The organism is Phytomonospora sp. NPDC050363, assembly GCF_040655735.1.
GTDB lineage: Bacteria > Actinomycetota > Actinomycetes > Mycobacteriales > Micromonosporaceae > Phytomonospora.
Map to the genome: position 1 here is coordinate 412927 of NZ_JBFAKK010000002.1, position 12354 is coordinate 425280.

The window sequence follows — 12354 nt, forward strand, 5'->3', positions numbered from 1 at the left end:
TCAGGCGAAGGGATCCCACAGCCGCACGGCCCCGTCGCCGCTCGTCACGGCCAGCACGCGGCCGTCGACCTCCCCGGCGGCGAGCAGCGAGAGGCGGCCTCCCGCGGTGAGCGGCGCGGCCGCCTCGGAACCGTCGGCGGGATCCCAGATCCGCACCGCCCCCTCGTATCCGCAGGCCAGGACGAGCTCGCGGCCGCCGGGCGAGACGGTCAGCAGCGTCGACAGGCGCCTGCCCTCGCCCGGGATCCGGCGGGCGCGCTCCTCACCCGACTCCAGGTCCCGCAGGTGGATCTCGGGGAAGTCACCGCCCGCGAGGATCGTCGCCCGGCCGTCCACACGCGACAATGCGACCGCGCGGACCTGACTCGGCAGTGTCCACGCCGAGCCGATCTCGGTGGCCTCGCGCATGTCCCAGGCCCGGACCGTGGAGTCGTGGCTCCCGGTCAGCCCGACCGCGCGGCCGCCGTCGAGCGCGATCGCGGTCGCGGAGACGCCGTCGAGGTGCCCGGTCAGCGGCTCGCCGATCGCGGTGCCCTCGTCGAGGTTCCACGCGACCGCCCGGGTGCAGCCGTCGCCGCCACCGGAAAGGCCGAGCAGTCCGTCCGGTGTGGACAGTGCGGCCATGCCCCAGACGTGCCACTCGTGACCGATGACCGGGCCGTTGACCAGTTCGCCGGTGGCGACGTCGTAGAGCCGCACCGAGGCGCCGGCCTCGGTGCGGCCGTCCTCGTCCTCCCAGTCGACGCAGTCCTCTTCCCCGTCGTCGTGGACGTGCTCCTCGGGGTCGTCGAAGTGGGATCCGGCGAACAGCAGCGGCCGCCCCTCGTGCCACACGAAGGCCGTCTCGTAGAGCAGGTCGTGGGCGCCGGTGTAGTCCACGAGGTGCAGGTCGTAGCCGGTGTGGACGAGATCGCGCGAGGCGAACCCGTCCGTGCGCGGGTCCCAGGTCCACACCCCGCCCTCCCCGAAGGGCCCGAAGACGAGCGGGCCGTCCGGTGTCGCGGCGAGGCCCGCGCGGGCGATGGGCCGGGTCCCCGGCTGTTCGGGCAGGACGATGCGGTTGATCTCACGTCGATCGGACATGCCGGGCAGGCTAGCCCGGCCCTGCGACATGGGAAAGGCCCCGCCCGCAATCCCGGGCGGGGCCTGCGATCTGGGGCCTACAGCCCCGAGCACTGCCCGGAGGCACGGCCCAGGACGCGGTTGGCGAAGCCGCCGTTGACCGGCGCCGGGTCGTTGCCCGAGCAGGACAGCGCCCCGGTGATCCGGTTGCCGCCGACGAGGACGCCGCCGGTGTTGCCGCTCAGTGAGATCACGCCGGTCAGCGTGTTGGCCGCGCACTCGCCGCCGTCACCGAGCACCACCGGGCCGGTGCCGCCGCGAACCGACAGCGCGCCCAGCAGGGTCGTGCCGCAGACCTGCGTGTAAGCGGCTCCATTGACCGACACGGCCCCGATCAGCGTCGAGTCCGACACCAGCAGGCTCGCGCCCGGACTGACCGTCACGGCGCCGATCTGGGTGGCGCCGTCAAGGCAGACCACGCCCGTCGTCACGCGCAGCACGCCGACGTGGTCGCCGGTGATCGTGCTGGTGCACGCGGGAAGCGTCGCCGGGCGAAGCCGCGCGACCTGCGGGTCGTGATCGCTGGCCTGCTCGGAGAACTCGGCGTTGATGTGCACCACGTCGTACTCCACATCGGACAGCGCCGGCGAGACCAGGATGTGGTCGAGCACCTGCGACAGGCCGTTGTAGACGTAGGTGTAGCGCTCGTTCTCCGGCAGCGTGTTGATCAGGTCGTTGAGCACGCCGCCGTCGGTCAGCGCGGCCAGGGCCGGGCTGAACTGGTAGTCGTTGATGTCACCGGCGACCACGACGTTGGCCGCGCCGTCGACGTCCAGAACGGACTTCACGAAGGCGTTGACCGAGGTGGCCTGCGCGATGCGCTGGACCTCCGAGGAGCGCGTCGCCGGCTGGAAGCGGCCGTCGGCGTTCTGGTCGCCGCCTTTGGAGTTGAAGTGGTTGGCGATGACGATGACCTTCTCGCCACCGAAGAGGAACTCACCGGCCAAGGGCTTGCGGCTGCTCTCCCACGCGGTGTTGCCCGGGTCGACACGGCCGGGCGAGGCGCTCAGCGCGGCCGTCCCGTCGGTGTCGGCGGTGACCGTGGTCGGGGTCGTCGCGTCCCCGCCGGCGCGGTCCACGAAGGACACCCGCTCGGGGTTGAACAGGAACGCCACCCGGATGTTGCCGCCGGGCTGCCCGCCGTCCTCGCCGTTCTCCGGGCTGATCTGGCGCCACTCGTAGGCGGGACCGCCGGCCGCGACGATCGCCGCGGTGAACTGGTCGAGGGTCTGCGCGGCGTCGACGACACCGTCGTTGGTCGGGCCCGTGTTGTCCTGGATCTCTTCCAGCACGACGACGTCGGGAGAGGCGAGGCTGTCCACGACGCCCTCGGCCAGCTGCGCGAACTTGCTCGCCGGGTTCTTCGGGCTGAGGTTCTCGACGTTGTAGGTCGCCACCGACAGCTGGTCGGCGGCCTGCGGCTCGGCCGTCTCGCGCTCGATGCCGCTCGGCGTGACGCCGCCGACGGTGGTCGCCACGATCCCGTAGCCGCCGAAGAGCGAGTAGTCCACCGGCCCGGACGTGGCGCCGGTCAACACGGACCCGACGTCGGCGAGCGGGGCGTCACCGGTGATGGGGGTGACGACGATGCGCCCTGTCGGGGTGGCGTCGTAGCCGGTGTTGACCGTTCCGCCGCGCGGCGAGGCGAACTCGGCGGGCTTGGCGGTGATGTAGATCTCGCCGTACTCGTTGCCGGCGCCGACCACACGGGCGTCGTCGACCTGGACGTTCATGCCCTCGCGGCTCTCCCAGAAGTCCAGAGTGGACCGGACCGGGTCGACCGTGCCGAGGTCCTCGATGTTCCCGGTCGGCGAGACCGGGGCGTAGACGCCGGGGATGGTGTCGGGCGTGATCAGTTCGGGGGCGGGGACGGGATTCCCGCTGGAGCAGACCGCGATCGACGGGCTGGTGATCTCGGTGGTCGACAGGCTCGACACGTTCGGGAAGGTCTCGCCGGAGGGGACCGGGTAGTAGTCCTGGACCTTGCCGGAGACCATCACCGCGTCGCCGACGGCGACGTCCATCGACCCGGTGGAGCCGACGTAGACGAGGATCGCCTCGCTGGTGGCGGCGTCGCCGTCGGGCTGCGGCTCCTGGATCCAGAAGGCGCGGCCGCCGGCGGTGCGCACGGCCGTGACGACACCGGGGACGTCGGTGACGGTCTGGTCGTCGAAGCCGGAGATCCAGGTGTCGCCCTGGATGTCGTGGATCCGCGCCGGGCCGGGCTCGGCCGGGCAGGTCGGATCCGGGTCGGGCGTGCCGTTGGCGGCCTTCGGGGTCGGGACGGCCGCGGTGAAGTCGGCGGAGTTCACGTCGCTGTCGGCGCCGGCGGCGCGCTGTACCGACTGCGTCGCCGAGGCGCCGCCGACCGGTGTGCCCTCACGGATGAGCGCCGTGCCGTAGCCGACGAGGTCCTTAATGGACGCGACACCGCCGCAGTCGGCGTCGGTGCAGGTGAGCGCGGTGGAGCCGTTGACCAGCGCGACGGTGCCGTCGCTGCCGCCCATCGGGATCGTGCCGGTGACGTCGGGCGCCGGAAGCGGTTGCGTGCCACCGGTTCCCTTCGCCTCGGCGATCAGGTAGAAGGCGCCCGGCGCCAGCGTTCCCGACAGCGGCGTGACCTGCCACGTGCCCGTGCCGCTGCGCGAGTGGTACTGCACCGACCATCCGGTCAGGTCGATGGGCGCCGAGCCGCGGTTGGCGAGCTCGATGAAGTCCTGGTTGAGGGTGGCGCCGGAGTTGCCGCCGCCCCCGTAGACCTCGTTGACGACTAGGTCGGCCGAGGGCGCGCTCCACGCGGGAGCCGCGGCAAGCGGCGCGATGGCGGCGGCGAGTACGAGGGCGGTCGTGCCGCTCGCCGCGCGAATCCTGGGTAGGGGCACGTAATGCTCCTGAGGGATGGGAGAAGGGAGGGGTCGAGTGTGCCTGGCGAAAGTTATCAGGCCGGTGGTCCCCGGGGCAGGCGAGCGGGAAGGTTTCGGTGGCCGTTCGCTCAGCGTTCGTTGGTCGGCGGCTGACGAGACCGCCTGAGAGGTAGGGGATCGGGCTGCGGCACCGCCTCCGGTGCCGGGACCCCGGGGTTTGGGTACGGCTGGGCCGGCGGGTTCCCGGTGTGGCCGCGCGGCTGGAGGCTCTTGGTCGGCGGTTACGTCCCTTCTAGGCGACGTCGCAGCTCGTGCAGTCGTAGTCGGCCAGGTCGTCAGGGACGTCCGTTGTGGTGGGGACCGCGACGGCGATCTGCCGCTCGTCCTGCGGGAAGAGCCGCAGTGGGCCGGTGCCGCCTTCGGCGCCGAGGGTGTCGTCGGGGTTGGCGAGCATGCAGTGCTCCAGCGACAGGCAGCCGCAGCCGATGCATCCGGCGAGGGTGTTGCGCATGTGGTTCATCTCGGCGATGCGCGCGTCGAGGACCGTGCGCCAGGCGTGCGCGAGGCGGACCCAGTCGCCCTGCGTCGGCGTGCGCCCGTCGGGCAGCAGCGCGAGGCCCTCGCGGATCGTCGACAGCGGGATGCCCAGGCGCTGCGAGGCGCGGATGAACGCCACGCGGCGCAAGATGTCGCGGCGGTACCGGCGCTGATTCCCGCTGGTCCGGCGCGACTCGATGAGGCCCTTGCGCTCGTAGAAGTGCAGCGCGGACACGGCCAGCCCCGAGCGTTCGGCGACCTGGCCGACGGTCAGTTCGGTGCACGACGGTGAGATCTGGTTCACCGTTGAACCTTAACTTTGATTCGGCTTGAGCCCAACGGCGCGGGCGGCGAGGTCGGCCACCGCCTCGATCATGAAGTCCGCCGCGACCTGCGCGTTGCGCCTGGCGGCGGTCGTCGCGGCGCCGGCGGCGGGGCCGTCGGCGAGTTCGGTGAGTATTCCGGCGAGTTCGGCGCAGTGCATTTCGGCGACGGCCGGTTCGAGGCGCCCGAGGCGGGCCGAGCGGGCGGCGACGACGTCGGACACGACGGTGGCGACGAGGAAGGCCACGACCACGGCGATGGGCGAGCCGACGGTGAACCAGGCGAGGAGGGTCGCCACGAGCCCGCAGCAGACGGCGAAGGTGTCGCGGGCGGCGGGGCCGAGGCCGCGTGTCGGCGGGTGGTCGAGGCGCATCGCCGACTGGAGCATGAGGTCGCGGGCGGTGGCCAGGCGCCCGACGGCGTTGGCGACGTACTCGCGGGTGCTGTCGAGCCGCAGGAGCGACCACATGACCGGGCGCAGGGCCCGCGAGACGCGTCCGGAGGTGACCGCCAGCGCGCAGCCGTCCGACTCGTGCCGGAAGGCGCCGTCGGGGAAGCGGTGCGAGCCGGTGTACCAGTCCTCGTCGGACAGGGCCTGGTAGGCCTGGCAGACGCAGGTCTCGGCGTTGGCGAGCAGCTCGCCGACGGTGACCGATTCGCCCCGGTCGACCGGCCGCAGGGGGATCCGCGCGGTCTGGGCGGGCAGGTCGCCGCGAACGTCGACAAGGGACTGGCGCAGTTCGGTCAGGGCGTCGGCGACGACGGGTTCGGGGACGTGCGGGACTTTGCTGCCGAGCTTGCGGCGGAGCCTGCGGTGCGCCGCCGTGGCGAGTTTGCCGCCGGCCAGGCCGGCGAAGACCACGGCCACGCACAGCACCCACATCGGGGCCTCGCCGTAGGGCAGGTACGCCACGGCCGTCGCGGCCAGGGCCGCGCCCGCGTACCGCGCCGCCACTCCGTGCCACCGCCGGGCACCCGACCCCACCACGCGGGCCGCGCGGTCGGCGTCCTCCGCGGCGCCGACCAGGCGGTCGTGTGCGAGCATCGCGCGCTGTTCACTGCGGTCGGCGTGCTGCCGCGCCGCCTCTCTCGCCAGGCGCGCGACTCGGCGGAGTCGGGCGGCGATCTCGCGGTGTACGGGGGTCAAGGGAGCCTCCGGTGACGGTGTCCTCGGGTACCCATGCAACAGCATCGGTGCAAGTTCTCGGCCTTCGGGAGTGCGGAATTCAACCTAACGTCGCGTCGAAACGGGTCGTACGTCCTGCTGTAGGACATACCCCGATTTCTCCGTGTTCGATCATGCGCCGGCCGTGAAAGTCACAGCCTCCCGCGATAATGCCCGCATGGAACTGTGGAATAACCCATCCTGCTCCAAGTGCGCCGGCGCCCGCGCCCGCCTCGACGCCGGCGGCATCGGGTACCGGATCCGCCCGTACCTGGAGGATCCGCCCACCGCCGCCGAGATCACCGAGGTCCTGCGCCGCCTGGGCGCCGAGCCCTGGGACATCTGCCGCACCGGCGAGCCGGCCGCCGCCGAACTCGGCCTGGAGACCTGGACCAGGCAGCCGGCCGACCGGTCCCGCTGGATCGAGGCCATGGCCGCCCACCCGAGCCTCATTCAGCGCCCCATCCTCATCTTCGACGACGGGACCGCCCTGGTCGCCCGCGACGAGGCGGCGCTGGACGCGGCGGTCGAGAAGACCTGACGTGTACGCCGTCATCGACCTGGAGACCACCGGCCTGTACAACCGGGACCGGGTGGTCGAGGTCGCCATCGTGCACGCCGACGAGCACGGCGAGATCACCGGCCGCTGGCACACCCTCGTCAATCCCGAACGCGACCTCGGCCGCCAGGACGTGCACGGCGTCCGCGCCGCCGACGCCCGCCGCGCGCCCCGCTTCGCCGACATCGCCGGTGACATCGCCGTGCGCATGGCCGGGCGGATCCCCGTCGTGCACAACATCTCCTTCGACAGCCGGCTGCTGTCCGCCGAGTACGCCCGCCTCGGCCTTGGCATACCGCACCTGGCCGAATACGGCGTGTGCACCATGTCCTGGGCCGCCGAATACCTCCCCGGCAACGCCCGCAGCCTCGCCGACTGCCGCGCCGCGATCGGCCTGACCGGCGACCGTCCACATGAGGCGCTCGACGACGCCCTCGCCACCGCCGCCCTCCTGCGCGTCTACATCCGCCGCGCCGGCTATCCGCCGCCTTGGGCGGTCCTGGCCACGACCGCCGCCTCGATGCGCTGGCCCGGCCTCCCGCACGGCCTCGTCGCCGAACGCCATCGCAGCCTCTTCGACGTGCCCGGTGAGTTCCTCACCCGCATCCCCCGCGCCCGCGAGGGCCCGCCCGGGGACCCGGTGAAGTACCTGACGGCCGTCGACATCGCCCTCCTCGACGGCTGCGTCTCGGCCTCGGAGGCCGACCAGCTCGTCGAGATCGCCACCGGCGAGGGCTTCGACCGCGACCACGTCCTCGGCCTCCACCGCGCCTACCTGCGCGGGCTCGTCGCGCAGGGCGTCGGCCGCGCCGACCTCGCCGAACGCGCCCGGCTGCTGGGCCTGCCGACCGTCCCGGCCTCGCCCGCCGAGCCGATCACGCCGCGTTTCGCGCTGCGGCCCGGCGACGTCGTCGTGCTCACCGGATCCTTCGCCGAGACCAAGGAGTACTGGGCCGAGGTCGCCGAGGCGGCCGGCCTGTCGGTCGCCGGGCACGTGTCGCGGCGGACGGCGATGGTCGTGGCGGCCGACCCCGACTCCATGTCGGGCAAGGCGACCACGGCACGCCGTTACGGGATCCCCGTGGTGGCCGTGGAAGGAATGCTGCGGGCGATGTCAGCCGGGTTCGAGCACGCCGGTGGCCAGGCCGTCCTCGACGGTCCGCCGTAGCGTCCGGCCGAGCTCGGTGACCCGCTCGGCCGACTCCTCGAAGTCGCGCAGCATCGCGAAGGCGCGGCCGAGGGCGCGCTGCTCCGGCAACGCGATCACGGGAACCGTCAGGCGGCGGACCACCTCGCCGGTCAGGCCCGGCCCGCGGTCGAGGAGCGCCTTGTTGGCCGGCCCGCCGAGGAAACCGGCCAGGAACGACGGATCCAGCCGGCCGGGAGCCGGGCGCAGCACGAAACGCGAACCGGCCGCCTCGGCGTTCGCCTCGGTGATGACCGTCGGCTCGCGCCGGTCGCCGACACCGCGCAGCACGATGTCGCCGACCTGCGGGACCTCCGCGCGCAGGATGACCAGCTCCCCGCCGCGTTCGAGGTCGGCGACGGTGTGGAGCTCCCACCGGGCGCGCGCGCCGGACTCGGCGAAGCTCAGCCGTCCCAGGTCCTTGCGGAAGACGCGCAGCCGCTGTTCGAGCGCGTCGGTGAGGCCGTCGGCCATCGAGGCGACGACCTCGGCGCCCAGCGGCTGGTGCGCCACGTGCAGGGACGGCGTCAGGTCGACCGCGTCGTCCAGCAGCGTCTCGGCGGGTACGACCCGGCGGGTGCCGGTGGGCGGGATCTCGCCGCTGTCGGCGAACTCGCGCCATGCGGGCAGCACCAGCTCCGACAGCCGGCGCCAGGCGACCTCGCGGGCGTCGGTGCACGCCGAGCCGTCGACGAACAGAGTTCCTTGTGGAAGGTCGACCGTCGGTGCGGTGAGGATCCACAGGTGCAGCCCCAGATGCGCCGGCGGCGCCGCGCCCGGAGGCAGTGCGACCACGGCCCGCAGCGCGCCCCGGCGCAGCAGTTCGGCCCGGATCGCCCGCCCGCTGGGACGCGACGCGACGGCCGGCGGCAGCAGCAGCACGACGGGCGCGCCCGGTTCGGCCAGCCACAGGCAGTGCTGGAGCCACGCGAGCTCGGACTCGTTGCGGGGCGGCCGCCCGTAGGTCCAGCGCGGGTCGGGGCCCGTGGCGGTCGCGCGCTCCTTGAAGGGCGGGTGGCACACGACGGCCGAGGCCCGCCCGCGCGCCTCGGTCCGGGGCTCGCCGAAAGGCCGGTCGACGGTGATCTCGCCGCGCCCGCCGTCGAAGGCGAGCCGGACGCCGCTGAGCGCGGCCAGCCCGGGATCCCGTTCGTGGCCGTGGACGCGGCCCGCTCCGGCGGCCAGCGCGGCCAGCAGCAGGTTCCCCGAACCGCAGGCCGGGTCGAGGACCGTCGGGCGGGGCCCGGCGATCGCGGCCATCAGCGCCGCCAGCTCCGGCGGAGTGTGCGGCGCGCGCGGGGCGACGGTGGCGAGCATGCGGTCGTGGAGTTCGTCGAAAAGGCGGCGGGCGCCCCGGGCCGCCGCGACAGGGGCCACCTCGGCCGCCAGGGCCGTCCACGTGAGGTCCACATCGGATGCCCGCGGGCCGCCGTTCTCCAGGTGCAGCAGGATCGCGGCGAGCGTCGGCACCGTCGAGGCGTCGACGGTGTGGCGCAGCTCGGCCCACAGCGTGTCCGCCCGGCTCTGCTCGGGCAGCCGCCGGTGCCCGCGCAGCCAGGACAGGACCTGCTCGCGCTCATAGGCGGGACTGGCGGCGGTGCCGCCGGCCGGCTCGGGGAAGTCGGCGTGCCTCTTGCGCCAGTGGCTGACCGTCGCACGCGTGACGTTGGCCAGTCTGGCGATGTCGGCGGCGGTGATCATCGTCGCGTCCGGCATTCCTTGGCTCCCAACGGTAAGGCCCAGGTCAGGTGTTCGACCGTTGCAAGATATCGAAGATTTGACATAGCTGACACCACTGATGGGTAACCGTGTCCGTACCGTGCTAATTTGACCGTCCACAAGGGATCGCTGGCGGTCAGCCGATCCCTCGCGGACCAACAGGAGAAATGCCACCCACCACGAAAGGTCGGACATCACATGTCGAGCTTGGCGGGGGAGCCGAGGCTCCCCTGGCGGCGGCGTGTCATCAGCGATGGCGAGCCGTTTCGGATTCCTGACCCCGACGATCCCCCCGATCAGGCGCGCTCGCGCCCGGCCGGTTCCCTGCACGCCGGGCTGGCCCGGTTGAGGGGCCCCCGGCGCGACCGGACGCGCCCGGCGGCCGAACCCGGGCGCTTCAGCCGGACCGGTGAGAAGCGGCTCGCGGCCACCGATCCGGCCGAACTGGGCGCCCGGCTGGTCGCGCGCATGCGGGAATCCGGTCACGATTTCTTCATCCGCACCGTGCTGGGACTGCTCGCCGCCGACGGCTACCAGTCGCCGGACGGGCACCGGATGACGCTCGACGCGCTCGGCCACACGATGGTGCAGGGGGTGATCTGGCACGACCCTTACGACACCGATCCGCTGTTCGTGGTCTGCCGCAAAGTGGGGATCGCCCGTACCGTCGGCCTTCGCGAGATCGAGGTCTTCGCGCGGGAGATGTCCGCGCAGCCGACCAGCCGCGGCTGTGTGGTGACCACGGGCCGCTTCACGCAGGAGGCCCGCGAGTACGCCGCCGAGGTCGCCGAGCGGGTGACCCTGCGGCTGATCGACCAGCGCGAACTCGGTGAACTGATGATCCGGCACCGCTGCGGCGTGCGCCGGACCCTCGACGTCGACGAGGCGTTCTTCGAGGTCGGCTGAGTTTTCGCCTCGTATCGAGGCGTGGACAACGGTCGGTCCCGGGGGTGGGTCCGGGACCGACCGAGTACGAGGGGGATCGCTTACCAGGCCCAGGCTTCGGGGCCGGGGCCGCCGTTTCCGACCGGCGGGAACATCTCGTCGAGCGCGGTCAGCTCCGCCTCGTCGAGGACGACGTCGAGGGCCTTGAGCGTGTCGTCGAGCTGCCCGGCCGTGCGGGGTCCGACGATCGGCGCGGTGACGGCAGGCTGCGCCAGGAGCCAGGCGAGCGCCACGTGGGAGGGCGCCTTGCCGAGCTGGTCGCAGAACTTCTCCCAGGCTTCCAGCTGGTCGCGGTTCGCCTCGACGGTCTCGGCCGAGCGGCCGGTGCCGCTGCGGTCGGCGGTGCCCTCGCGCATCTTGCGCAGGACGCCCGACAGCGCGCCGCCGTGCAGCGGGGACCAGGGGATGATCCCGATGCCGTACTCCTGCGCGGCCGGGAGGACCTCCAGCTCGACGTGGCGGGTCATCAGGTTGTAGATGCACTGCTCGGAGACCAGGCCCAGGCTGTGGCGGCGGTTGGCGGCCTCCTGCGCCTGCACGAGGTGCCAGCCGGCGAAGTTGGAGGAGCCGACGTAGCGGACCTTCCCCTGCGCCACGAGCAGATCCATCGCCTGCCAGAGCTCTTCCCAAGGCGTGGAGCGGTCCACGTGGTGCATCTGGTACAGGTCGATGTAGTCGGTCTGCATGCGCTTGAGCGAGTCCTCGCAGGCGCGGATGACGTGCCGCGCGGACAGGCCGCGGTCGTTGGGTCCCTCGCCCATGCCGCCGAAGACCTTCGTGGCCAAGACGACGTCGTCGCGGCGGGTGCCGCCCTTGGCGAACCAGGTGCCGAGGATCTTCTCGGTGACGCCCTCGCCGGTCTTCCAGCCGTATACGTCGGCGGTGTCGAAGAAGTTCAGTCCCACGTCGAGGGCCCGGTCCATGATCGCGTGGCTGTCGTCCTCGGTCGTCTTGGGACCGAAGTTCATGGTGCCCAGGCACAGGCGGGACACTTTGAGGCCGGTTCGGCCGAGATTGGTGTAGTCCATGATTCGAAGCCTTTCACCGACCGGCGCCGACGTACAAGCCCGACGAGGTCGGCGCGTCGCCGTCGTGGCGGACATCGAGGCCCGCCGCCTCGAAGGACGCCCGGTACTCCGCGTCGGTGAACAGTCCCAGCTCGTGGACCTCGCGGAAGGTGTGGACCTCGAAGCCGCGGGCGTAGACGTGGTGCATGTCCATGATCCCGTGGCGGCCCTCCCGGCGCTGGACGATGAGGGTCGTCATCGCGCTGTCCGCCGCTCGGGCGGTGACGGGAATGCGCGTCTCCTCGAAGACCGCCGGGGTGTGCCAGGGCTCGACGATGAGGACGCCGCCGGGGTTGAGGTGGGCGGCCATGCGGGCCACCGCGGTGTTGAGGGCGGTGGGCTCGCGCATGTAGCCCACGGAGCCGAAGAGGCAGATCACGGCGTCGAAGCGGCGGCCCAGGTCGAGTTCGCGCATGTCGCCGACGCTGACGGGAACCCGCTCGGGGAGGCGGTCGCGGGCGAGGGCGACCATCCGCTCGGACAGGTCGACGCCGGCGGTGTCGGGGAAGACCTCGGAGAGGCCGAGGAGATGTCGGCCGGGACCGCAGGCGACGTCGAGGAGCGAGGTGGCGGCGGGGTTGGCGGTGCGGACGAGTTCGGCGAGGTGGGCGGTCTCGGCGGGGTAGTCGCTCTGGTCGAAGATCAGGTCGTAGGCGTCGGCGAGCAAGCCGGTGTAGGGAGGGGTGTCGGGGTGCACGGGGACCTCCGTGGATGTGGTTTTTGGCGGCCCTGGGACGTGGCGGGCGTTGGGGCGGGGTTTGGGTCACTTTACGGGGGGTGAGGGCGGCGTGGGGGGCGTCGTGTTCGGGGCCGAGGCGCTCGGCGCGCCATGGGTACTCAACGGCGCCGCCTTCCCGTACGCCGCC

At 72.5% G+C, this 12354-nt stretch carries 10 protein-coding genes; 3 read left to right on the forward strand and 7 right to left on the reverse strand.

Annotated features, from left to right (window positions below; all coding sequences use genetic code 11):
- The 4 genes from AB0I28_RS06395 to AB0I28_RS06410 form a co-directional block, all read right to left on the reverse strand.
- On the reverse strand, positions 1-1083 hold the full coding sequence (locus AB0I28_RS06395; protein ID WP_357490121.1) for a WD40 repeat domain-containing protein: 1083 nt from the start codon (positions 1081-1083) through the stop codon (positions 1-3).
- A gap of 77 nt (positions 1084-1160) precedes the next feature.
- Positions 1161-4004, reverse strand: coding sequence for a lamin tail domain-containing protein (locus AB0I28_RS06400; RefSeq protein ID WP_357490123.1), 2844 nt, complete (start codon positions 4002-4004; stop codon positions 1161-1163).
- 274 nt (positions 4005-4278) lie between these two features.
- Positions 4279-4818: a redox-sensitive transcriptional activator SoxR gene (gene soxR, locus AB0I28_RS06405; protein ID WP_357490852.1), complete on the reverse strand. Its 540-nt coding sequence runs from the start codon at positions 4816-4818 to the stop codon at positions 4279-4281.
- Positions 4819-4836: 18 nt separating this feature from the next.
- A complete protein-coding gene (locus tag AB0I28_RS06410; protein WP_357490125.1) occupies positions 4837-5994 on the reverse strand; it encodes a hypothetical protein in 1158 nt (385 codons plus the stop codon).
- Between the two features lie 196 nt (positions 5995-6190).
- Between AB0I28_RS06410 and AB0I28_RS06415 the strand changes: the two genes are divergently transcribed.
- Together AB0I28_RS06415 and AB0I28_RS06420 are read left to right on the forward strand one after the other, a co-directional pair.
- Positions 6191-6553 carry an ArsC/Spx/MgsR family protein gene (locus tag AB0I28_RS06415; protein ID WP_357490127.1) on the forward strand — a complete coding sequence of 121 codons (363 nt, stop codon included), beginning with the start codon at positions 6191-6193 and terminating at the stop codon, positions 6551-6553.
- Position 6554: 1 nt separating this feature from the next.
- Positions 6555-7739: an exonuclease domain-containing protein gene (locus AB0I28_RS06420; protein WP_357490129.1), complete on the forward strand. Its 1185-nt coding sequence runs from the start codon at positions 6555-6557 to the stop codon at positions 7737-7739.
- Here the strand turns inward: AB0I28_RS06420 and AB0I28_RS06425 are convergent.
- Positions 7686-9473: an N-6 DNA methylase gene (locus AB0I28_RS06425; RefSeq protein WP_357490131.1), complete on the reverse strand. Its 1788-nt coding sequence runs from the start codon at positions 9471-9473 to the stop codon at positions 7686-7688. The genes AB0I28_RS06420 and AB0I28_RS06425 overlap by 54 nt on opposite strands.
- Before the next feature lie 201 nt (positions 9474-9674).
- Here AB0I28_RS06425 and AB0I28_RS06430 point away from each other — a divergent pair, with 201 nt between their 5' ends.
- Positions 9675-10382 carry a restriction endonuclease gene (locus AB0I28_RS06430; RefSeq protein ID WP_357490133.1) on the forward strand — a complete coding sequence of 236 codons (708 nt, stop codon included), beginning with the start codon at positions 9675-9677 and terminating at the stop codon, positions 10380-10382.
- A gap of 80 nt (positions 10383-10462) precedes the next feature.
- On the opposite strand, the gene AB0I28_RS06435 is transcribed toward AB0I28_RS06430, so the two are convergent.
- Positions 10463-11449 carry an aldo/keto reductase gene (locus AB0I28_RS06435; protein ID WP_357490137.1) on the reverse strand — a complete coding sequence of 329 codons (987 nt, stop codon included), beginning with the start codon at positions 11447-11449 and terminating at the stop codon, positions 10463-10465.
- 13 nt (positions 11450-11462) lie between these two features.
- On the reverse strand, positions 11463-12185 hold the full coding sequence (locus tag AB0I28_RS06440; protein ID WP_357490140.1) for a class I SAM-dependent methyltransferase: 723 nt from the start codon (positions 12183-12185) through the stop codon (positions 11463-11465).
- Positions 12186-12354: the final 169 nt, after the last annotated feature.